This window comes from Hydrogenophilus thermoluteolus (assembly GCF_003574215.1).
In the GTDB taxonomy this organism is placed as follows: domain Bacteria; phylum Pseudomonadota; class Gammaproteobacteria; order Burkholderiales; family Rhodocyclaceae; genus Hydrogenophilus; species Hydrogenophilus thermoluteolus.
The window spans coordinates 592259-614817 of sequence record NZ_AP018558.1 but is presented as its reverse complement, the minus strand read 5'-3'; the positions used below and the strand labels follow the sequence as shown (position 1 = coordinate 614817).

The 22559-nt window shown below is 62.7% G+C and carries 21 protein-coding genes; 9 read left to right on the top strand and 12 right to left on the bottom strand.

The features are described from left to right. Window position 1 precedes the first annotated feature (1 nt). Genes sdhD through HPTL_RS02985 form a run of 3 tightly spaced genes read right to left on the bottom strand, consistent with a single transcriptional unit; the run spans window position 2 to window position 1511 of the window. Window positions 2-349: a succinate dehydrogenase, hydrophobic membrane anchor protein gene (gene sdhD, locus HPTL_RS02995; RefSeq protein WP_119334651.1), complete on the bottom strand. Its 348-nt coding sequence runs from the start codon at window positions 347-349 to the stop codon at window positions 2-4. Beyond that, window positions 343-729, bottom strand: coding sequence for a succinate dehydrogenase, cytochrome b556 subunit (sdhC, locus tag HPTL_RS02990; RefSeq protein ID WP_119334650.1), 387 nt, complete (start codon window positions 727-729; stop codon window positions 343-345). The genes sdhD and sdhC overlap by 7 nt, the downstream gene beginning before the upstream one ends. A 56-nt stretch (window positions 730-785) precedes the next feature. Then, on the bottom strand, window positions 786-1511 hold the full coding sequence (locus tag HPTL_RS02985; protein WP_119334649.1) for a GntR family transcriptional regulator: 726 nt from the start codon (window positions 1509-1511) through the stop codon (window positions 786-788). Between the two features lie 155 nt (window positions 1512-1666). Between HPTL_RS02985 and HPTL_RS02980 the strand changes: the two genes are divergently transcribed. The 3 genes from HPTL_RS02980 to HPTL_RS02970 all read left to right on the top strand — a co-directional run bounded on the left by HPTL_RS02980 (window position 1667) and on the right by HPTL_RS02970 (window position 5114). Continuing rightward, window positions 1667-2659 carry a malate dehydrogenase gene (locus HPTL_RS02980; RefSeq protein WP_119334648.1) on the top strand — a complete coding sequence of 331 codons (993 nt, stop codon included), beginning with the start codon at window positions 1667-1669 and terminating at the stop codon, window positions 2657-2659. A gap of 122 nt (window positions 2660-2781) precedes the next feature. Continuing rightward, entirely contained in the window at window positions 2782-3780 is a 999-nt protein-coding gene (locus HPTL_RS02975; RefSeq protein WP_119334647.1) for an HpcH/HpaI aldolase/citrate lyase family protein, read from the top strand. Continuing rightward, window positions 3777-5114: a lytic murein transglycosylase gene (locus tag HPTL_RS02970; protein ID WP_119334646.1), complete on the top strand. Its 1338-nt coding sequence runs from the start codon at window positions 3777-3779 to the stop codon at window positions 5112-5114. The genes HPTL_RS02975 and HPTL_RS02970 overlap by 4 nt, the downstream gene beginning before the upstream one ends. 77 nt (window positions 5115-5191) lie before the next feature. Here the strand turns inward: HPTL_RS02970 and pepN are convergent, their stop codons facing one another. Beyond that, window positions 5192-8104, bottom strand: coding sequence for an aminopeptidase N (pepN, locus tag HPTL_RS02965; protein ID WP_197713752.1), 2913 nt, complete (start codon window positions 8102-8104; stop codon window positions 5192-5194). After that, a complete protein-coding gene (locus tag HPTL_RS02960; RefSeq protein ID WP_119334645.1) occupies window positions 8105-8554 on the bottom strand; it encodes an RDD family protein in 450 nt (149 codons plus the stop codon). 113 nt (window positions 8555-8667) lie between these two features. On the opposite strand from HPTL_RS02960, the gene ilvB reads away from it, so the two are divergent. The 4 genes from ilvB (at window position 8668) to HPTL_RS02940 (ending at window position 13936) form a co-directional block, all read left to right on the top strand. Then, window positions 8668-10398: a biosynthetic-type acetolactate synthase large subunit gene (gene ilvB, locus HPTL_RS02955; protein ID WP_119334644.1), complete on the top strand. Its 1731-nt coding sequence runs from the start codon at window positions 8668-8670 to the stop codon at window positions 10396-10398. Between the two features lie 10 nt (window positions 10399-10408). Then, window positions 10409-10900, top strand: a complete 492-nt coding sequence (ilvN, locus tag HPTL_RS02950) for an acetolactate synthase small subunit (protein WP_119334643.1) — start codon at window positions 10409-10411, stop codon at window positions 10898-10900. 36 nt (window positions 10901-10936) lie between these two features. Further along, window positions 10937-11953: a ketol-acid reductoisomerase gene (ilvC, locus tag HPTL_RS02945; protein WP_119334642.1), complete on the top strand. Its 1017-nt coding sequence runs from the start codon at window positions 10937-10939 to the stop codon at window positions 11951-11953. A gap of 105 nt (window positions 11954-12058) precedes the next feature. Next, the gene (locus HPTL_RS02940) at window positions 12059-13936 is read left to right on the top strand and encodes a cation:proton antiporter (protein ID WP_119334641.1); all 1878 of its coding nucleotides are present in this window, start codon (window positions 12059-12061) and stop codon (window positions 13934-13936) included. Here the strand turns inward: HPTL_RS02940 and tilS are convergent. Genes tilS through HPTL_RS02925 form a run of 3 tightly spaced genes read right to left on the bottom strand, consistent with a single transcriptional unit; the run spans window position 13860 to window position 16426 of the window. After that, entirely contained in the window at window positions 13860-14990 is a 1131-nt protein-coding gene (gene tilS / locus HPTL_RS02935) for a tRNA lysidine(34) synthetase TilS (protein ID WP_170141251.1), read from the bottom strand. The two genes, HPTL_RS02940 and tilS, sit on opposite strands and share 77 nt — an antisense overlap. A 13-nt stretch (window positions 14991-15003) precedes the next feature. Beyond that, complete coding sequence (locus tag HPTL_RS02930) at window positions 15004-15966, bottom strand: acetyl-CoA carboxylase carboxyltransferase subunit alpha (protein ID WP_119336044.1); 963 nt, start codon at window positions 15964-15966, stop codon at window positions 15004-15006. 16 nt (window positions 15967-15982) lie between these two features. Beyond that, window positions 15983-16426 (bottom strand): MaoC family dehydratase, encoded by a 444-nt coding sequence (locus HPTL_RS02925; protein WP_119334639.1) that lies wholly within the window; start codon window positions 16424-16426, stop codon window positions 15983-15985. A 166-nt stretch (window positions 16427-16592) separates the two neighbouring features. Here HPTL_RS02925 and argH point away from each other — a divergent pair, with 166 nt between their 5' ends. Beyond that, entirely contained in the window at window positions 16593-17990 is a 1398-nt protein-coding gene (gene argH, locus HPTL_RS02920) for an argininosuccinate lyase (protein WP_119334638.1), read from the top strand. A gap of 38 nt (window positions 17991-18028) precedes the next feature. Further along, entirely contained in the window at window positions 18029-18910 is an 882-nt protein-coding gene (locus tag HPTL_RS02915) for a fructosamine kinase family protein (protein ID WP_119334637.1), read from the top strand. A 42-nt stretch (window positions 18911-18952) separates the two neighbouring features. On the opposite strand, the gene grxD is transcribed toward HPTL_RS02915, so the two are convergent. From grxD to hemA, 4 genes are all read right to left on the bottom strand, one after another. Then, the gene (grxD, locus tag HPTL_RS02910) at window positions 18953-19282 is read right to left on the bottom strand and encodes a Grx4 family monothiol glutaredoxin (protein WP_119334636.1); all 330 of its coding nucleotides are present in this window, start codon (window positions 19280-19282) and stop codon (window positions 18953-18955) included. A 64-nt stretch (window positions 19283-19346) separates the two neighbouring features. Next, window positions 19347-20210 (bottom strand): peptide chain release factor N(5)-glutamine methyltransferase, encoded by an 864-nt coding sequence (prmC, locus tag HPTL_RS02905; RefSeq protein WP_119334635.1) that lies wholly within the window; start codon window positions 20208-20210, stop codon window positions 19347-19349. Beyond that, window positions 20203-21300, bottom strand: a complete 1098-nt coding sequence (gene prfA, locus HPTL_RS02900; RefSeq protein ID WP_119334634.1) for a peptide chain release factor 1 — start codon at window positions 21298-21300, stop codon at window positions 20203-20205. The genes prmC and prfA overlap by 8 nt, the downstream gene beginning before the upstream one ends. Next, the gene (hemA, locus tag HPTL_RS02895) at window positions 21297-22556 is read right to left on the bottom strand and encodes a glutamyl-tRNA reductase (protein WP_119334633.1); all 1260 of its coding nucleotides are present in this window, start codon (window positions 22554-22556) and stop codon (window positions 21297-21299) included. The genes prfA and hemA overlap by 4 nt, the downstream gene beginning before the upstream one ends. Window positions 22557-22559 lie beyond the last annotated feature (3 nt).

Here is a 22559-nt window from a genome sequence, read left to right as displayed (position 1 = left end):
TTTACAGCCTCCAAAGCACGCGGGCCACCCATGCCAGATAGCCGATGAGTACCAATGCGGTTGCCACATGCAGTGCGATCCGGATTCCGAGTGGCTTGATGTAGTCCATCCAGATGTCGCGCACGCCGATCCACGCGTGGTAGCACAACGACGCGAAAAAGAGGAAGGTGAGGAACTGCATCAGACGGCCCGAAAAGAGCGCATGCCAGTGTTCATAGGTCATCGCTGGCAACGTCAGCGCGGCAAACGCGAAAATCACGGTATAAAACGCCATATAAGCGGCCGTGATCCGCTGGATCAGCCAATCCTTGATGCCGTAATGGGCACCCACCACCAGTCGCTTCACCATAGCCAGACTCCCAAAATCACGGTGAGCGCCAAGCTCACCATCAAGACCACGCGGGCACTCTGCCGTGCCGGCTCCAGCTCGATGCCTTTGTGCAGATCGAGGAGCAAGAAGCGAACCCCGGCGCAAAAGTGGTGCAGATAGGCCCAGAGAAGCCCAAACAAGATCAATTTCACGAACCAGTGCCCGACGATCGCCTTATAGGTGGCGAACGTTTCCGGCGAGGTCAAACTCAGGTCGAAGAGATAGATCAGGAACGGCAAAAAGAGAAAGAGACCGCCCCCGCTGATGCGGTGCAGGATCGAAACGATCCCGGGCAACGGCAGCCGGATTTCTCGAAGATCGAGAAACTTTGGCCGGTTCTTCACTTGGGTCTGCATCATCGTCACTCCCCAGGTTGCACAACTCGAGCGCTCACTCGAGCGCCCCCCAAAACCACTCACGTCAGCTCATTGTAGTAGTGATACGACTCGGTTGCATAAAAACCCTTGCGCCACTCGACGGGTCGATCGTTATAAGTATAGGTCACCCGCTCGACAAAAAGGAGCGGCGAGCGCTCCGCGACACCCAGCATTTCGGCGGTCACTCGATCCGCCGCGACCGCCTTCAACCGCTCTTCGGCACGCACCATGCGCACACCGAAACGGTTCTCGAAAAAGCTGTAGAGCGAACCGCGCCACTCCTTGAGGGCATCCAACGAAAACGCCGCAAAGAGGTCTCCCGGCAGGTAGATCTCGTCCAAAACGAGCGGCTTTTGGGCAAAGCGCAATACCCGCCGGAAGATCACGATCGGTGACCCCAATGGAATCTGCAAGATTCGGGAAGCCTCCTGCCCCGCTTTGGCGCGCCAACAGTCGATGGGGACGCTCGTTGCCTGCACCCATTCGCCATCGTCGCGCCGCAAACGCAGAAAACGATAAAACTGCCGGGGGTCGCTGTGCGAGACGACGAACGTCCCCTTTCCCTGCTTGCGCACAAGTAAATTTTCGGCAACAAGCTCATCGATCGCTTTGCGCACCGTACCTTGTGACACACCAAACCGCGCCGCGAGCTCCTGCTCGCTGGGAATGGCTTCGCCGGGACGCCACTCGCGCGCTTCGAGCGACTTCAAAAGGAGCGCCTTGATCTGGCGATAGAGCGGACTGAATGCGGGTGACGGTGCCATAGCGCGAATTGGACCACAAAAAAAACGCGTTGTCTACTATGTCTTGTGTCTTATATAAGACATAAGTTACAATTGACATCAGTACCCCTTCTGCCTATCATAGCGCAGCTTCACCGTTTTCGTTCCATTCTGTCCACGCAAAAAGGGAGTAGACCATGGCCAAAGCCCCTGTTCGTGTCGCCGTCACCGGCGCAGCCGGTCAAATCGGTTACAGCCTGTTGTTTCGCATCGCTGCCGGCGAAATGCTCGGTCGCGACCAACCGGTGATTTTGCAGCTCCTCGACCTTCCGCAAGCACAGAAAGCGGTCCAAGGGGTGATGATGGAGCTCGAGGACTGCGCATTCCCGCTTCTCAAGGAGATGATCGCCACCGACGACCCGAACGTGGCGTTCAAAGACGCCCAAGTGGCCCTGCTCGTTGGCGCGAAACCGCGTGGCCCTGGGATGGAACGCAAAGACCTGCTCTCGGAAAACGCCAAAATCTTCACCGTTCAAGGCGCTGCGATCGGGCAGTACGCCGACCCGAACTGCAAAGTGCTGGTGGTGGGCAACCCGTGCAACACCAATGCCTACATCGCGATGAAAACCGCAGAAAAATATGGTCGGGTGCCGGCGAAAAACTTCACTGCGATGCTGCGCCTCGACCACAACCGGGCGCTGGCGCAGTTGGCGAAAAAAACGGGGCGTCCGGTCGACTCGTTCAAACACCTGGCCGTCTGGGGTAACCATTCGCCAACGATGTACCCCGATTATCGCTTCTGCACGTCGAACGGCGAATCGGTGAAAGACCTCATCAACGACGAAGCGTGGAACCGCGACGTCTTCATCCCCACCGTGGGCAAGCGCGGTGCCGCGATCATCGAAGCGCGTGGCCTCTCTTCGGCAGCGTCGGCTGCGAACGCTGCAATCGACCACGTTCGTGACTGGTGGCTGGGTTCGAACGGGGAATGGGTGACCATGGGCGTTCCTTCGGACGGTTCGTACGGGATTCCGGAAGGCATCGTCTTTGGCTTCCCCTGCGTCTGCGAAAACGGCGAATACCAAATCGTGCAAGGGTTGCCGATCGACGAGTTCTCGCAAGAGCGGATCAACAAGACCCTGGCCGAACTCGAAGAAGAGCGTAATGGCGTAAAAGACCTCTTGCGCTGATCGGGGCGTTTCCGAATAGAAAAAAGCAGAAGGGAGTTCCCTTCTGCTTTTTTCGTTCACGGCACCCTATGGTAGGATTTTTTCCCTATTGACGGCAGAACCGTCGACCGCAAGCGACAGCGATGACCCCATACACCAATCCCGTCACGATCCTCTTTGGCGCCACCCGCCGACCACAACTCATCCCCCCTGTGGTCCACTATTGTGGCCAACCCCGTTTCATGGAGAAGGCGCTCGCGTTACAAGCGCAAGAAGGACCGCGCTTCGACATCACGTTCGATCTCGAAGATGGCGCGCCCGCAGGCGACGAAGCGGCGCACGCCGCGCGCGCGGTCGAATACGTGATGAGTGAAACGAACCGTTTTGGTCGCGTCGGCGTACGCATCCACGATCGCACCCATCCCCATTGGTGGCGTGACTTGACGACGCTGCTCCCAGTAACCGCCGAACGGATCGCTTTCGTGACGCTTCCCAAAGCGCGCGCCTATGAGGACGTTGCGGTCGTCGCTGACGCCATCGCTTTCCTGTGCCGCAATGCGGCACGCACCCCGCCACTCCACGTACTCATCGAAACCCATGGGGCGCTCAGAGACGCCTATCGAATCGCCGCGCATCCGCTCGTCGAATGTCTCGACTTCGGGTTGATGGATTTCGTCTCCGAACACCTGGGCGCGATTCCCGCCGACGCGATGCGCACCCCGTTGCAATTCGAACACCCGCTGATTCGGCGCGCGAAAACCACGGTGGCGGCAGCGGCGCACGCGGCTGGCAAAGTGCCCGCGCACAACGTCTGCGTCGCACTCGACGACCCCAACCTCGCCTACCAAGATGCCCGCCGCGCACGTGACGAATTCGGATTCACGCGGATGTGGAGCATTCATCCCAGTCAGATCGGACCGATCGTCGACGCCTTCACACCGGACGCCGAGGCGATCCGCGACGCCGAACGAATCTTGCTCGCCGCCGCTGCAGCCGATTGGGGCCCGATCCGCGACCGGGGCCGTTTGCACGACCGCGCCTCGTACCGCTACTACTGGATGGTGCTTGCGCGGGCCCATCAGGTTGGGGTCCCCCTGCCGGAAACGATCGCGGCGTGGTTTGTTCCGGAGTCCAAGCGATGATTCCCTTTCACCCCTGGAACACAACCCGCCCCCGGCGCCACCACATGCGACTTGCCGCGCTGACGTACATAGCTGCTCTGGTGGCGACACCCGGTGCGGCTGCCCAAGGGGCGCCTGACGCACCTTCGCAGAGCGCTTTTCAGCAGTGCCTTGCCGACCTCAAACCGACCGCAGCAGCGCGTGGGATTCCCGCGGCGCTCTTCGACCGCCTCACTGCCCGGTTGGAGCCCGATCCACGTGTACTGGCGCTCCTCGATCGCCAGCCCGAGTTCGTCACGCCGATCTGGCAGTACTTGGCGAACCTGGTCGACCGCCGACGCATTGGCGAGGCGCAGGAGGCCCTTGCGGCAAACGGGCCGCTCCTGCGGCAAATCGAACAGCGCTTCGGGGTCGAAGCGGAGTTGATCGTCGCGTTTTGGGCCGTCGAGAGCAATTTCGGACGCAATTTGGGGCGTTACGACCTCATCCAGTCGCTTGCCACACTGGCGTGCTTCGGGCGACGGCAAGCGTACTTTCGCGGTGAATTCGTGACGCTGACCGAGATCATCGCGCGCGGTGACATCACGTCGTTACCGCCGCGGGGCTCTTGGGCGGGCGCGTTTGGCCACACGCAGTTCATGCCGAGCACTTTCGCGGTGTATGCCGTGGACGGGGACGGCGATGGCATCCGCGATCTCTACGGCTCGCTTGCCGACGTCTTTGCCTCTACCGCCAACTTCCTCAAACGCTCCGGATGGCGGTACGGGGAACCATGGGGCATCGAAGTGCGTTTGCCTCCCCACTGGCAGAGCACGGCGACCGGTCGCCGAGTGAAACGCACCACACGCGAATGGCTGGAGCTGGGGCTCACCCGTGCCGACGGCAAGCCGTGGGATCCCACGACGCTCCCGGAACGCGCCGCACTCCTCCTTCCCGCGGGCAGCAACGGTCCAGCGATCCTCGTTTTTCCCAATTACGACGTGCTTTACCGCTACAATGCGGCCGAAAGCTATACCTTGGCGGTAGGGTTACTCTTCGACGCGCTGCGCGATCCAGCGCGAGCCGCCCATTTCGACCCCAAGCAGCCGTTTCGGACGCCATGGCCGACGGACGAACCCCCATTGACGCGAAGCGAAACCGAAACGATCCAATCCCGATTGACCGCCCTTGGGTACGATCCCGGACCAGTCGACGGCGTAATGGGCGCCACCACACGCGAAGCCCTGCGCCGTTTCCAACTCGAATGCTTAGGCGATCCCGCCGCGAGCGGTTGGCCCGACGCGCGAACGCGCGCCGCGCTCACCAACGAAAACGTGGTCTGTCCATCAGCACCACACCGTCAGACGCAACGGTGATCGCGGGCTACGGCGCACGCGCGGAACTGGCGCCGGTCCGGGAAGCGACCGACACCGCTTCCCTACCGCAAAAGACGTTACCGCGCCGTCGCTAAGATCCGTTCGAGGACTTCGCGCACTTCGTTCGAGCGGACCATGGGGGCAACATGCTGCACCGCGGCAAGTGCGGCGCTCCGGTACGGTTCGCACCAGGTTGCGGCGTGTTCGAGCGTCCGCGCAATGCGCGCGGCAACGAGCGGGTTGCGCGCATCGAGCGTGCGCACCACGTCCGTCCACCAAGCCCAAGCCGCCTCGCCCGTCGCGGCACATACCGGCAAGTTGTGCGCAAAAAACGCCAAAACCAACGCATAGACCTTGTTGGGGTTGCTCCACCGAAAACGCGGGTGGTGGGTCAAGTCCCGGACGCGCGCAAAGAGGGTTTCGGGCGACTGCCCTTGCCACGCCCAGCGCGTCGCGTGCCGCTGCAACCATTTGTCGAAGACGATCGCATCGTCCTCATAGTGCTTGGCAAATGCCGCGAGGATGCTCTCGGCCACCGCTTCGTCGGGGTGCGCCAGTGCGGCGTCGAGCACGGCGAGCCGATCGCTCAAATTCGTTGCCGCGTGCCATCGCGCCGAAAGGTGCGCGGCGACGGCACTCGCGGCACCATCCGCCGCGCTCGCCATCGGGCTGCCACTGCGAATCGCCAACAATTTGAGCACGAACGCCACCAACGCACGACGGCCTGCCGCTTGCGGCTCAAAGCGGTAGGGTCCCGTCGTGTCCTGGCGTTCGAGAAGCGCCCACAACGTCTCCGCGGGGATGGCCTGCGCCAGGATTCGCCACCACGCAAGGAGCCGCGCGCGGACGGCCACCGGATCGACTGGCCGTGGCGTTTCGTCCCGAACCACCGCTTCACTGGGTGGCGTCAAGAGGCGCACACGGTAATTGGCGTCCAGTGACGCGTCGCATAGCGCCGCGTGCCAGGCGTTGAGGAACGAGCTGCCCCACTCGGCGGAGAAACGGCCATGGTCGTCGATCGCACCCTGCGCCGCCAGGTGCAGCACCTCACCGGCTTGCCAGCGGTTGAAGGGGTCGGGGTCGTGGGCAAAACGACGCAGCAGCCACGCAATCGGTTCCCGACCGTCGGCCGTTTCCGCCCAGCGTACCCGCACGGGCGCCGAAAAGCCGCGCAGCAACGACGGCACTGGGTCATCCTCTGGCATGGGCCCCACGATGCGCCACTGCTTGCGCGGGCGATCGAGCACCAACACGGCGCTTGCGTCGCGTCCCGAAGCGGCAAGCGATGCTTCGCCCGGACTTTCGGCAGTAAACGGCAACGCCCTGCCGCTGCGATCGATCCAACCCATGCGTACGGGAATCACGAGCGGCTTCGCGGCAACGTCCCACCCCGCGAGCCGTTGTTCGAGCGTCAGTTCCAACACCACGCGCTTTTCGGCACCGTGGTGCAACGGCTCAGGCGTCTCAGCCGCTCCCTCGGTCTCGACCCAGCGCCAATGCGCGACCACTTCCGGCGTCCCAGCCGCGTCGTACCAGTGCAAGAATTGCGACAAGTCTCGGCCGTTCGCATCCGCGATCGCGGCGACGAAATCTTCACACGTCACCGCTTGTCCGTCATGCCGTTCGAAATAGGTGTCCAACCCGCGGCGAAAACCTGCCTCCCCCACCAGCGTATGGAGCATCCGCACCACTTCCGCCCCTTTTTCGTAGACGGTAGCGGTATAAAAGTTGTCGATCGCGCGGTAGGCCCGCGGCCGCACGGGATGGCGCATCGGGCCGTCGTCTTCGGGAAATTGCACCGCTTTCAACACCGCGACGTCGTCGATGCGCTTCACCGCCCGCGCACTCGCCGCCGCTTCTGGCGTCGCCGCTGCTTCGGCGAGCCGATCCGCGGAAAACTCCTGATCCCGAAAGACGGTAAGCCCCTCTTTCAGGGTCAATTGGAACCAATCCCGACAGGTGACCCGGTTACCGGTCCAGTTGTGGAAATACTCATGCCCCACGATTGCTTCGACGTTGGCGTAATCGGCATCGGTCGCGGTCTCTGGCGTCACCAAGACATATTTGGCATTGAAGAGGTTGAGCCCCTTGTTTTCCATCGCGCCCATATTGAAGTCTTCGACCGCCACGATCATATAGCGGTCGAGGTCGAGCACCCGGCCAAAACGCCGTTCGTCCCAGCGCAACGCCGCTTCGAGCGAATCGAGCGCCCACTTGGCACGGTCACGGTGCGCCGCTGCGGTCCACACCTGAAGGAGCGCAGGGCGCCCATCGGCCCGCACCACCGTTTTTTCCGTCGCGACCAGATCCGCAGCAACAAGGGCGAAGAGGTAGCTCGGTTTGGGAAACGGATCATGCCAAACGGCAAAATGCCACCCGTTTTCGAGATCACCCGTCGCGACCAAATTGCCGTTGGCGAGCAACACCGGATAACGTGCCTTTTCCGCGCAGAGCCGCACTTGGTAGCGCGCCAGCACATCGGGACGGTCGATGAACGGAACGATACGCCGAAATCCTTCCGGCTCACACTGCGTAAAGAGGCCGCTCGCCGACTGGTATAGCCCCGAGAGCGCGCTGTTTTCCGAAGGATTCAACTGCACACGCGTTTCCACCCAAACCCGGTCGGGCAACGTGCCGGTGATCTCGATGGCGTCTTGCACCCGGTTCACCAAACCCACGGGCTGCGTGTCGGCCAATGCGTGGCGCGCAAAGTCACGCACGGCGACACGGTCGGCTGGCCAAACCGTCAATTCAGCCAGGGTCACTGCCGAAAAATCGCAATCGAGGCGCAACGAAGCGCTCGGATCCGACGCGACCCGCTCGCACGCGAGCCACGCACGGACCTCGGTCGCTTTTGCGTCGAGACGAAAATCGAGCACCACCTCGCGGACCCGCCACGCCGGCGGCTGGTAATCCTCGAGCCGAACCACGCCAGCCTGGGTGTCGACGTTCGCGAGCCCCTTGTCGCTATCGCTTGCTGTCATCGCCATTCACCCCACCTTCCAGTCCCACTGGACGATCCGCGTCTTTGCCAAGCGGTCGTGGAGAAAGAGCCCGTCCGGATCGAACCACGACCAGAGAATCCCCACACCGGTGCCGACGCTGGGCCACGCCAAGAGAAAACGGAGCCAGCACTGCCCCCAGGACGGCGGGTGTCCGTCGGCCGAGAGGATGCGTAATTTCCAGGTCTTCATCGCGAGCGTCGCACCGCGCCGCCGCCAATGCCAGACGAAATAGAGCGCGAGCACCGCAAAGAGGTGCACCCAGAGGAGCCAGCCCGGTGGCGTAACGTGGCGCACCACGCCCACGACGATCCATGGCAACAACACGCCACCACCGACCACACCGATCAAAAGCAGCAGCTCATAGAGCATCGCGGCGATGCGCCGGCTACGCGACGCCAGCACCGCTTCTTGAGTGATAGGCTCGGGCACGATCATTTCTTGCGAACGCAACCGACCGATTATGCCGCAACCTTCAGGGATTGACCAAACGACGCGGAACCGTTATGGTTACGGGTTTACCCGTATCCATATCAGCAAGGGATCGTTCCATGCAACTCACCGGCGCAGAGATCGTGATCCGCAGCCTCCAAGAAGAAGGGGTGCGTTTCGTCTTTGGTTACCCCGGCGGCGCGGTGCTGCATATCTATGACGCGCTCTTTCAGATCAATCAAGCCGAACCGGAGCGGGAGATCCGCCACGTGCTCGTGCGTCACGAACAAGCCGCAGTCCATGCTGCGGACGGCTACGCACGGGCGACGGGCGAAGTGGGGGTTGCGCTCGTCACGTCGGGGCCTGGCGCAACCAACGCGGTGACGGGGATTGCCACCGCGTACATGGACTCGATCCCGGTCGTGATCCTTTCGGGTCAGGTACCCACCCCGGTGATCGGAGAAGACGCGTTCCAAGAGGTCGATACCGTCGGGATCACCCGTCCGTGTGTGAAACACAACTTTCTGGTCAAGGACGTCAACCAACTGGCCGAAACGATCAAGAAGGCGTTTCACATCGCCCGCACGGGACGCCCCGGCCCGGTGCTCGTCGACATTCCGAAAGACATCACCGCGCAATTGGCGGAATTCCACTATCCGAAAACGGTCGCGATGCGTTCGTACAACCCGGTGGTGAAAGGTCATCCGGGCCAAATTCGCAAAGCGGCGCACGCGCTCCTTGCCGCGAAACGGCCGATGATCTACACCGGCGGCGGTGTCGTTCTGGGCAACGCGGCACCCGAGCTGCGCGCGTTGGTGAAGAAGCTCGGCTACCCGATCACCCAGACGCTGATGGGGTTGGGCGCGTTCCCCGGAAGCGACAAGCAGTTCCTGGGGATGCCCGGGATGCACGGCACTTATGAGGCGAACATGGCGCTGCACCACTGCGACGTCCTCTTGGCGGTTGGCGCACGCTTCGACGACCGCGTGGTCGGTAACGTCCCCCATTTCCTGCAAGAACCGCGCACCATCATCCACATCGACGTCGACCCCAGCTCGATCAGTAAACGGGTTCCGGTCGACATCCCGATCGTCGGCGACGTCAAAGTGGTGCTGAGTGATCTCCTCGCGGCGCTCGAAGCGCTCGATCGTCGCCCGGACGAGGCAGCGCTTACCGCGTGGTGGCAACAGATCGAAGCGTGGCGCGCGCGCAACTGTCTCGCGTACACGCCAAGCGACACCGTGATCAAACCGCAATTCGTGATCGAAAAGCTCTGGGAAGTCACGAAAGGCGAAGCGATCGTCACCTCCGACGTGGGCCAACACCAGATGTGGGCTGCGCAGTACTACCGTTTCGACGAACCGCGTCGCTGGCTCAACTCCGGGGGGCTGGGGACGATGGGCGTCGGGTTGCCGTACGCGATGGGTGCGAAACTGGCATTTCCGGAGATGCCTGTGGTCTGCGTCACCGGCGAAGCGTCGATCCAGATGTGTATCCAAGAACTGTCCACCTGCAAGCAATTCCGGCTGCCGATCAAGATCGTCAACCTCAACAACCGCTATTTGGGGATGGTTCGGCAGTGGCAAGAGCTCTTTTATAGCGGCCGCTACAGCGAATCGTACATGGATTCGCTCCCCGATTTTGCGGCGCTCGCCCGCAGTTACGGCCATGTCGGGATTCGTGTCGACCGCCCCGAAGCGGTCGCCCCGGCACTCGAAGCGGCGTTCACCACCCACAAAGACGAACTCGTCTTCCTCGACATCCAAGTCGACCCGCGGGAGAATGTCTACCCGATGATTCAGGGCGGGAAAGGGCTCACCGAGATGATTCTCGGTTCGGAAGAATTGTGAGGATCAGACCATGAGACACGTGATTGCACTGCTGGTGGAAAACGAATCGGGCGCGTTGTCGCGCATCGCCGGGCTCTTTTCGGCGCGTGGCTACAACATCGAATCGCTCACCGTCGCACCGACCGAAGACGAGAGCCTGTCGCGGATGACGATCGTCACCACCGGTTCGGACGACGTGATCGAACAGATCACCAAGCAGCTCAACAAACTGATCGATACGGTCAAAGTGGTCGACCTCTCCGAATCCGCGCACATCGAGCGCGAACTGATGATGGTGAAGGTCCGTGCCGTGGGATCAGACCGCGAAGAGCTCAAACGCCTGGCCGACATCTTCCGCGCCCGGATCATCGACGTCACCGACACCACCTACGTGATCGAACTCACCGGCAACCAGCAGAAGCTCAACGCGTTTCTGGCGGCGATCTCGCCCAGTCTCATCTTGGAGACGGTGCGTAGCGGCGTCTGCGGCATTGCCCGTGGCGAGCGTATGTTGAAAGCCTGACCGTTTTTTCGCTGTTCCTAATCAAAAGGGGTAACCATGAAAGTCTATTACGAAAAAGACGCCGATCTCTCGCTCATCAAAGGCAAGACCGTTGCGATCATCGGCTACGGCAGCCAGGGCCACGCCCATGCGCTGAACCTCCATGAGTCGGGGGTGAAAGTGATCGTCGGGTTGCGCCGCGGCGGCGCCTCGTGGGGCAAAGCAGAAGCGGCGGGGCTCACGGTGATGGAGGTCGCCGACGCGGTCAAACAGGCCGACCTGGTGATGATTCTGCTTCCCGACGAAGCGCAACCCGCGGTGTACCGCCGTGACATCGAAGCGAACCTGAAGCAGGGCGCGGCGGTCGCGTTTGCGCACGGCTTCAACATCCACTACAACCAGATCGTACCGCGCGCCGATCTCGACGTGATCATGATCGCGCCGAAAGGTCCGGGGCACACCGTTCGTGCCGAATACCTCCGTGGCGGTGGCGTGCCGTGCCTCATCGCGGTGCATCAGGACCAAAGCGGCAAAGCGCGCGATCTTGCCCTCTCCTATGCCGCGGCGATCGGCGGGGCGCGCGCCGGAGTGATCGAAACCACGTTCCGTGAAGAGACCGAAACCGACCTCTTCGGCGAGCAAGCGGTGCTCTGCGGTGGGCTCGTCGAGCTCGTCAAAGCAGGGTTCGAAACCCTGGTCGAAGCGGGGTACGCCCCCGAAATGGCCTATTTCGAGTGTCTGCACGAACTGAAACTCATCGTCGATCTGATGTACGAAGGCGGGATCGCAAACCTCAACTATTCGATCTCGAACAACGCCGAGTTCGGCGAGTACGTCACCGGCCCCGAAGTGATCAACGCGCAGTCGCGCGAAGCGATGCGCAACGCGTTGAAACGGATCCAGACCGGCGATTATGCGAAGATGTTCATCCAGGAGGGGCAGCTCAACTATCCGGCGATGACCGCTCGGCGGCGGCTCAACGCCGAACACCCCATCGAACAGGTGGGGGCGAAGCTGCGCGCGATGATGCCGTGGTTGGTGCAGCACCGCTTGGTCGACCAGAGCAAGAACTGATCGACCCATCTCGATTCGATTCACACCGAAACCCTCACCCTCCGGGTGGGGGTTTTTGCGTGCACGATGTGTACAATTGTCTGACTAAAACTTCATCCTATTCTTATGAACGAAACCGTCTTCCTCACCCTTTCGGGCATCGTCGCCAGCGGCATCTTTGCGCAGTGGCTGGCGTGGCGGACCAACATCCCCGCGATCCTGTTTCTCTTGTTGCTCGGTATCGTTGCCGGCCCAATCACCGGCATTCTCGATCCTGACGCACTTTTCGGTGACCTGCTCTTTCCGATGGTGTCGTTGGCGGTCGCGGTGATCCTCTTCGAAGGGAGTCTCACGCTGCGCTTTGCCGAAGTCCGCGGGTTGAGCCACGTGATCTGGCGGCTCGTTTCGGTGGGGATGCTCGTCACCTGGGCGGTTGCGAGCGGCGCGGCGTATCTGTTCGTCGACCTGAGCCCCGGCTTGGCAGCACTCTTCGGCGCATTGGTCGTCGTGACCGGGCCGACGGTGATCGTACCGCTTCTGAGGTCGGTGCGCCCGAAACGCGCCATCGCCACGATCCTGCGCTGGGAAGGGATCGTGATCGACCCCATCGGGGCGCTGCTCGCGGTGCTCGTCTTCGAATTTCTGGTGATGAGCGCACGCGCGCAAGGCGCACCGTGGACCGACATCTTCTGGCTCTTTGCCAAAGTAGTGGCAGCGGGCGCGCTCCTCGGGTTCATCGGCGGTCAATTCCTCGGGCAATTGCTGCGCCGCCATCTGCTGCCTGAATACCTCATCAACGCTGTGGTTTTGGCGCTGGTCGTAACGGTTTTCACGATCTCCAATGTGCTGGCGCACGAATCGGGGTTGTTGGCGGTCACCGTGATGGGGATCCGTCTGGCGAACATGCGCGGCGTGCCGCTCGACAACGTGCTCGACTTCAAAGAGACACTCACGATCCTCTTCATCTCGGTGCTCTTCATCGTACTGGCGGCGCGGATCGACTTCGCGACGATGGGCGCCGTCGGTTTTGGCGCGCTCCTTGTGCTCGCGGCGATCCAGTTCGTTGCGCAGCCCTTGAAAGTTTGGGTGAGTGCCATCGGCAGCCCCTTGCGCTGGCAAGAAAAACTGTTGATCGCCTGGATCGGGCCGCGCGGGATCGTCGCCGCGGCGATTTCGGGACTTTTCGCGTTTCGCCTACAAGCCGAAGGGATCGCTGGTGCGGAAACGATCGTGCCGCTCACCTTCATCGTAATCGTCGGGACGGTATTGATCGCAAGCCTCACCGCTGCGCCGCTCGCGCGTCGTCTGGGCGTAGCCGAACCCGAACCGAAAGGGGTGTTGATTGTCGGTGCGCATGCGTTTGCGCGTGCGCTGGCTCAGGTGCTGGTGAAACTTGGGTACCGCGTGATCCTGGCCGATACCGATTACCTGGCGATCCGCCAGGCCCGAATGTCTGGGCTGGAAACCTTTTTCGGCAACCCCGTTTCCGAAGCGGCAGACCGCAAACTCGACCTCAGCGACATCAATTTCCTGTTGGCGCTCTCCCCTTCGCCGGAGCTCAACGCATTGGCAGTCCTGCGCTATGAGCGTGAGTTCGGCACCGGTAACGTCTTCGTTTTGCAAACCGAAGGGGAACGCAGCGGTTCTGCGAAAGCGCGTCTCACCGAAGAGGTGTTGGGCCGTCGGCTCTTTGGCGAAACGGTGACGCTGGAGCAGCTACTTTCATGGGTAGAAGGTGGTGGCAAGATCTCGACGACCAAATTGACCGAGACCTTCGACTGGGCAGCGTACCAAAAACGCCTGGGAACGCGCGGCGTCGTGCTCCTGACGGTGACACCGTCGGGACTCCTCAAGGTGGTGGACGATCATTTCGCACTCAAACCGGGCGCTGGCTGGACGGTGGTTGCTCTGCTTGCGCCTGAGGCGGTCACGGCGTTGGACGAGGTGGCGTCAACCACACCCCCTGCCGATCCGCACACAGCAGCGCCTGCGCCGTCAGCCTGAACGTCCAGCAAGCGTGCTTTCGCGCACTGCGGTGCGCAGCGAGCTGCCGCAGCGCTTCGTCAAGGCGCGCCTCAGGCGGTGGCTGCCAACCGTTTGCCTGTAGCGCCCAGCGCAGCAGATTGCGCTGGCGATGCGCCGGAAGGGCACTAAAGGAATCGAGTCGCCACCGCCCCGCACCGTCCACAATCGCCGCGGCGTCGATTTCGGCCAGGTCCATGAGGCACGCGTGCGCCTCTTGCATCACGCGCGCGGTACGCTCGCTAACGGCGTCGAGCCCTGGCCAGGTACGGCGCAATGCGGGCAACAACGCATGCCGCAGCGCGTTACGACGCATCCCGCCGTGGGCCTTCGTGTCGAACGTCTGGTTGGTGGGATCTTCGTGCCAGGTGATTCTCTGTTCGCGCAGATAGGCAACGAGTGCGCTTTTAGGAGTGGTCAGCAACGGGCGCCACAGATTGAGACGAACCGTGCGACCGTCATACGCCGCAAGGCACGGGTCGCACGCCACACGGGACTCAGGTTCTGAACACACCAGCGGAAACGGCCCCCATGGGCGCATTGCGCCCAACCCCAGAACGCCGCTGCCACGCAGCAGACGGAACCAGAAGGTTTCCACTTGATCGTCGCGGTGGTGCGCAGTGACGACGGTGATGCGCAACGGCGTCAGCCGGTTTTCGGAGCGCGCCAGCTCGGCTGCCCAATCGTGCGCGAGTGTTGCGAGCGCCCGATAGCGCGCACGCCGCGCCGCTGCCTCCAACCCCAAACGGGAGCACAGGTACGCATCGACCGTGACGCGCGCGGCAAAGAAAGGGACCCCCCATGCGGCGCACTGCTCGGCGCAATGGGCCAACCACGCGTCCGCTTGCGCTTGCAGCCCGTGATGGACGTGCGCAGCGGCAAGCGGCACCGCCCGGCGCTGAAACGGCGGTTTACCGGCGCGTCGCGCTGCTAGGAGACCATGCAGCAACGCGGTACTGTCTGCACCCCCGGAAAACGCGACCAAGAACGCGTCGCTTTCTTGCTGCGCGGTATCGAGCGCCGCCCACGGCGGCAACCGGGAGGTGCGCCTACGCGGCGACCTGGAAGCGCCCATACGCGGCTAGCCGTTCTTGACGGCGCGCCAACAAGGCTTCGCGCGAAAGGGCCTGGAGTTCGGACAACGTCTGCGCCAGGTGCGCGCCCAGCGTCGCGTACATCTCTTCGGGGTAGCGGTGCGCGCCGCCAACTGGTTCGGGCACCACCGCGTCGATCAACCCCAACTCTTTGAGCCGTGGCGCGGTGATGCCCAGGATCTCCGCTGCGTCGGACGCCTTTTCGGCGCTCTTCCAAAGGATCGAGGCACACCCTTCGGGGGAGATCACCGAATAGATGCTGTGCGCCAGCATCGCGACGTGATCCCCCACCGCGATCGCGAGCGCCCCGCCCGAGCCCCCTTCACCGATCACCGTGACGATCGTCGGGGTTGCGAGCTGCGCCATCTCGTAGATCGCGCGCCCGATCGCTTCCGATTGGTTGCGCTCTTCCGCGTCGATTCCCGGAAAGGCGCCCGGCGTATCGACGAAGGTGAAAAGCGGCAAGCGAAACTTCTCCGCCAATTTCATCAGGCGAACCGCCTTGCGGTACCCTTCCGGGCGCGGCATCCCGAAATTGCGCCGAATCTTCTCTTTCGTGTCCCGCCCTTTCTGATGACCGATCACGACACACGGCTGCCCTCGAAAGCGCGCCAGCCCCCCCACGATCGCCGGATCGTCGGCGACGTGGCGATCCCCTTTGAGCTCGACGAAATCGGTAAAGAGCGCCGCAACGTAATCGAGCGTATAGGGCCTAAGGGGATGGCGTGCCACTTGGGTCGTTTGCCACGCGTCGAGCTTGCGGTAGAGATCTTCGAGGAGTTTGCGCGCCTTCTTTTCCAGCTTCTCGATCTCTTCGCTGAGGTCGACCGCACTCCCCTCCTGGGTACGGCGCAATTCCCCGATGCGCTCTTCCAGTTCGACCACCGGGCGTTCGAATTCGAGAAAGACCCGCTTCATCTCGCTCATGAGTGACTCACCCCTGCCGCGGCGGGATATAGATCGTCGCCTCTCCTTCGACCACAACCGTCTCACCAACCAGACAGAGCGTTTCGAGGACGACGCGGCGCTTTTCAGGCACCACCTCTTTCACGGTGACCCGGGCGACGACGGTATCGCCCACATGGACCGGCGCGCGGAAACGCAGCGATTGACTGAGGTAGATCGCCCCGGGCCCTGGAAGCTTGGTGCCCAATACCGCAGAAATGAAGGCCGCCGAGAGCATCCCGTGCGCGATCCGCTCTTTGAATTGGGTTTGCGCCGCGAACTCCGCGTCGAGATGCACCGGGTTGGTATCCCCAGAGACCCCTGCGAAAGCCAAGATATCGGCTTCCGAAACGGTACGGCCGATTTCGGCAACCATTCCGGGTTGCAAATCGGCGATGTCGTACCCCAAAGTGGCTGCGAAATTGCGCGCCATCGCGTTCTCCCTATGCGCAGTTTTGATTCGAACTATTCTAGCATGCCGCGTTGCGGTAAAAGCGGCTCGGTGCCAGGGGTAGCGTTAGAATGGACGTTGCAACCAGCGTGAAGGGGTTCCGCTACGGTAGACTTATGGCTGAGCAGAGAAGCGCAAGGAAACCGTGATGACAAACGACGCAACGCACAAGACCTGGTCGGGCCGGTTCGACGAACCGGTTTCGGAACGGGTCAAACGGTACACGGCAAGCATCCCGTTTGACTGGCGCTTGTGGCGCCACGACATCCAAGGGTCGCTCGCGCACGCGAGGATGCTCGCCAAGCAAGGGATCATCAGCACCGAGGATCTTGCCGCGATCGAACGCGGTATGGCGCAAATCGCGCAAGAGATCGAAAGCGGTGCGTTCGAATGGTCGCTCGACGACGAAGACATCCACCTCAACATCGAACGGCGCTTGACCGCGTTGGTGGGGGATGCGGGTAAACGGCTTCATACTGGCCGCAGCCGCAACGACCAGGTGGCGACCGACATCCGTCTCTGGTTGCGCGACGCGATCGACGAGATCCGCAGCCGCATTCGCACGCTGCAAACGGCACTCTTGGGCCTTGCCGAACAGCATGCGGCAACGCCGATGCCCGGATTCACCCATCTGCAGGTGGCACAACCGGTCACCTTCGGCCACCACCTCATGGCCTACGTGGAGATGCTGGAGCGCGACTGGGAGCGGCTCACCGATTGCCGCCGCCGCACCAACCGCTTGCCGCTGGGCGCTGCCGCACTTGCCGGCACCACCTACCCGATCGATCGGTGGGCCGTTGCCGAAACGCTTGGGTTCGAAGAGTTGTGTCGCAATTCGCTCGATGCGGTGAGCGACCGCGACTTCGCGATCGAATTCTTGAGTGCGGCCAGTCTGGTGATGATGCACCTCTCGCGCTTTTCCGAAGAATTGATCCTGTGGATGACGCCCCGCTTCGGTTTCATCGACTTGGCGGACCGCTTCTGCACCGGCAGCTCGATCATGCCGCAGAAGAAGAACCCAGACGTTCCCGAACTGGTGCGGGGCAAAACCGGACGCGTCTATGGCCACCTCGTCGCGATGCTCACGCTGATGAAGGGGCAGCCGCTCGCGTACAACAAAGACAACCAAGAGGACAAGGAGCCGCTCTTCGACGCCGTGGATACGCTGAACGATACGCTCGCGATCTACGCCGAGATGGTCGCGGGTATCCGGGTGAAGCCCGAAGCGATGCGCGCCGCGCTCCAAGAAGGGTTCGCCACCGCAACCGATCTTGCGGACTACCTGGTGAAAAAAGGGGTGCCGTTTCGCGATGCCCACGAAATCGTCGCGCGCGCCGTGCGCGCCGCGGAACGGCAGGGGATCGACCTTGCCGAGCTCCCGCTCACCACACTGCAGCAGTTTTGTCCCCAGATCGAAGAGGACGTGTACGAGGTGCTCACCATCGAAGGGTCGCTTGCAGCACGCGCCCATATCGGTGGCACCGCACCCGAGGCGGTGCAAGCGGCGATCGCGCACGCGCGGGCACGAATCGCGCAACGCGGGTAGCCCGCGATTGGGCTCGGGAGAAGAAACGGCAAGCCGTCATGATCGACTGGTCCACATACCTTCCGGCCCTGTTCGGCCACGCCACCCAAGTCGCCGAAGCCACTGCGCTTGGCGGGCAGTTCGACCGCCATTGGCGCCTGACCCTTCAGGACGGAACGCGGTGGTTCGCCAAAACGGCCCCTGCGGCGGCGGCCGACCGCTTTGCCGCCGAAGCCGATGGTCTCTCGGCACTCGCGCAAACCGGTGCGGTGCGGGTGCCGGAGGTGATTGCGCACGGAGTCGATGCCGACAGCGATACGGCGTACTTGATCCTGACGTGGCTCGACCTTCGGCCGCTTTCCGCAGCGCGCGCCGAAGCGGCGGCACGGGCGTTGGTGGCGTTGCACGAAGCAGCCCCTTTTCCCGACCGCTTCGGCTGGCATCGGGACAATTATTTAGGGGCAACGCCGCAGCAAAACGGTTGGGAACCCAATTGGGCCCACTTTTTCGTAACGCGGCGCATCAAACCGCAGCTTTCCTGGGCCAAACGCAACGGCTTTTCCCGGGACGCAGCGGCGCGCCTCGAAGAAGCGCTGGAGGGGCTGCCGGCACTCTTTCTCGAATATGCCCCTCGAGCGGCGCTCCTGCACGGCGACCTGTGGTACGGCAACATCGCCGAGAGCGCCACAGGTGAGGTGGTGCTGATCGACCCGGCGGTCCATCAAGGCGACCACGAAAGCGAATTGGCGATGATGGAGCTCTTCGGCGGGTTCCCGCCCGCGTTTTACGCCGCTTATCGAAAACTTTCGGGGCTTCACCGCGACTACGAACGGCGAAAACCGCTTTACACGCTCTACCACATCCTCAACCACTTCAACCTCTTTGGCAGCGGGTACGCTCGTGAGGCGGAGCGGTTGATCGCGCGGCTCACCGGTGGCTGATGAACGGCGCGTCGACACCCTCCGGGAGCGGCGCGTTGCGGCTCAGGTGGCGACCACACCCGCCTCTTGCAACAGTTTTTGCAATTCGCCGCTTTGGTAGAGCTCGCGCGTGATGTCACAGCCGCCGATGAATTCGCCATTGATATAGAGCTGCGGAATCGTCGGCCAATTGGAGTACTCTTTGATCCCTTGCCGGATCGCCTCATCCTCGAGGACATTCACGGCAAAATAGTCCTTGACGCCACAGAGGTCGAGGATATGGACGACCGTCGCGGAAAAACCGCACATCGGAAATTGCGGCGTTCCTTTCATGTAGAGCACCACCGGGTGCGAAGCGATCTGTTGGCGGATGGTCTCTTGTACGTCGCTCATCGTGTTCTCCATTGGGGTTTGCATCGAAAAACAGACGGTTCCTGTTCTGAACCAACGACCTATTTTACTCGTTCGGACACCGTTTACGTCCGCCGCTGACCCGCTCGTGGCCTGCCAGGTCGCGCCACGTCTGGACGTGCAACAATCCGGCATCGAGAAGTCGGCCACGAACCGCGTATCCTTGGGTATAGCCGTGTTCGCACAACAACCACCCGCCGGGCGCCAGATAACGCGGCGCTTCTGCAACGATCCGGGCGATCGCCGCAAGGCCTTCGTGCTGCTCCACCAACGCCTGCCGCGGCTCGAAACGCAGATCGCCTTCGTTGAGGTGGGGGTCATCCTCGGCCAGGTAGGGGGGATTGGCGACGATGAGGTCGAAATGCTCATCCCCCAGCCGAGAAAACCAGTCGCTTTCGACGAACGAGACGCTCGCACCCAACCGCTGCGCATTGTGCAACGCGATGAGAAGCGCCGCACGCGAGCGATCGACCGCAACCACCTCCACGTGGGGCAGCTCCAACGCCAGGGTGATCGCAATACAACCGCTGCCGGTGCCCAGGTCAAGGATGCGCAACGCGGCACCGGCACGTTGATCGGCGACCGCAAGCGCAACATCGACCAGGGTTTCGGTGTCCGGACGCGGAATCAACACTGCGGGCGAAACGTGAAAGGTGCGGCCGTAGAATTCTCGCTCGCCCGTCAAATAGGCCACCGGCTCTCCAGCGGCACGGCGGGTCACCAGATCGCGAAAGCGGCGCCATGCCTCTTCCGGAAGCGTCCGTTCCGGATAGGCCAATAGCGTCGCGGTACGCACCCGCGCCGCATGCGCAAGGAGTATGCGTGCGTCCAGCGGATCGATCCGTTGCCGCGCCCACGCCAACGCCTCGCCCAACGTGGGCAACGCAATATCGTGCGCCGCGTCAGCCATTTTCGTTCGCTTCCCAGGCCGCGAGCGCTTCGGCACGCGCCTCACGGCGCAGCGGCTCGATCACCAGATCGAGCGCACCGTCGAGAATCTGCGGCAATTGGTAGAGGGTCAAATCGATCCGGTGGTCGGTCACCCGTCCCTGCGGAAAGTTGTAGGTGCGGATCCGGTCGGAGCGATCGCCACTGCCGACGAGCTGCCGCCGCACCGCTGCGGTGGCCGCTTGTTGTTCGGCACGACGCCGCTCAGCCAACCGCGCCGCGAGTACCGCGAGCGCCTTCGCCTTGTTGCGGTGTTGCGAGCGATCGTCTTGGCATTCGACCACGATCCCGGTAGGCAGGTGGGTGATACGCACCGCCGACTCGGTCCGGTTCACGTGCTGTCCGCCCGCGCCAGAAGCGCGAAAGACGTCGATGCGCAGCTCTTTCGGGTCGATTTCGGCAACCGCTTCGGGATCCTCCTCCGGCAACACCGCGACCGTGCACGCTGAGGTATGAATCCGCCCCTGGCTTTCGGTCACCGGCACGCGCTGCACGCGATGCCCGCCCGATTCGAACTTCAACCGCCCATAGACCCCTTCGCCGCGAACGTGGGCGATGAGCTCCTTGTATCCCCCCAGATCCGATTCGCTCGCCGAGACGATCTCGACCTGCCAGCCTTGCGCTTCCGCGTAGCGGGCGTACATTCGGAAAAGATCGGCAGCAAAGAGTGCGGCCTCCTCACCCCCTGTTCCCGCGCGAATCTCGAGGTAGACGTCGCGCGCATCGAGGGGATCCACGGGCACCAACGCTTCGGCTAGCTGCGCTTCGAGCCGTTCGCGCTCCGCGTTGAGCGCGGCCAACTCTTCTCGCGCCAGCGCGGCAAGCTCCGGGTCGTCGCCGCTTGCGGCCAACTTTTCCGTCGTGGCGATCTCATCACGAAGCGCCTGGTAGCGTTGCCACAACGCCACCGGTTCCGCCAACTGCGCCCGCTGTTGCATGAGCGCGCGGAGCCGCTCGGGATTGGCCGCGGTTTCCGGATCGCTCAACGCCCGGTCGAGCTCGTCGAGCGCATCAGCTATGCGTTGGAAGCGTTCGATCCACGACGCCTTCATCGTTGCGTCTTCTCCCAACCAAAGAGTTGTGGCGCCCAGCGGCTCAACGCCTGACGTGCTTCCGGCGGGGCTTGACGAAAAAAGGTGGTTGGCGCATGCAACCATTTGTTCGTCAGCGCGTGGGTGAGCGCCGCGATCACCGCTTCCGGATCCCCGCCCGCCCGCAATTTCGCCAATGCCCGCTCGCGTTCTGCGGTGGCGATCGTCTCTGCGTGGGTGCGCAACTGGCGAATGAGCGGCACCATCTCTTGCGCGCTCACCCACTGGGCAAACTCGGCCAGGCGGGCGTCGATGATCGCTTCGGCGTCCCGAACCGCCTGCGCGCGGCTTTCCCGTCCCTCCTGCACGATTTGCGCCAGATCGTCGACCGCGTAGAGGAAGACGTCCTGCAGCGCGCCCACTTCCGGCTCGATGTCGCGCGGCACGGCAAGGTCGACCATCACGAATGGACGGTGGCGCCGCTGCTTGAGCGCCCGCTCGACCATCCCCAACCCGATCAACGGCAACGGGCTGGCGGTACTGGCGACGACCGTATCGAACTCCGGCAACAGTTCGGGCAACCGATCGAGCGGATGCGCCTCGGCGGCAAAACGAGCAGCCAGTTGCTCGGCCCGCGCCACCGTCCGGTTCACGATCGCGATCCGCTGCGGCTGCCCTGCGGCGAAATGGGCGACGCACGTTTCGATCATCTCCCCTGCACCGACGAAGAGCACCCGCTGCTCCGCCACCGGCCCGAAAACCCGTTGGGAAAGGCGAACAGCGGCGGCGGCCATCGAGACGACGTTGGCACCGATCGCGGTTTGGCTGCGCACCTCTTTCGCGACCGAAAGCGCCATCTGCATCACGGTCTGGACGTGCTTGCCGAGCGTCCCCGCCGCTTTCGCAAGACGCAGCGCCTCTTTGAATTGCCCGACGATCTGGGTCTCGCCCAGGACCATCGAATCGAGGCCCGAAGCGACACGAAAGAGGTGTCGCACCCCTTCGCTATCCCGATGAATGAAGAGGTGGGGTGTGACCTGCGCCAGATCGGCGTGGCGGTGGGCACAGAGCCACGCGAAGACCGCGTGCGGGTCGCTCGCCGCGACGTAACATTCGGTTCGGTTGCACGTCGACAAGAGCGCCGCTTCGTGAACGCCGATCCCCGCAGCGACGAGCGCGCGCAAAAGCTCGGGTAGCTCGGACGGAGCAACCGCAAGTTGTTCACGCACCGGCACCGGCGCAGAGTGGTGGTTGAGGCCAATCGCGAAAAAGGGCATGGG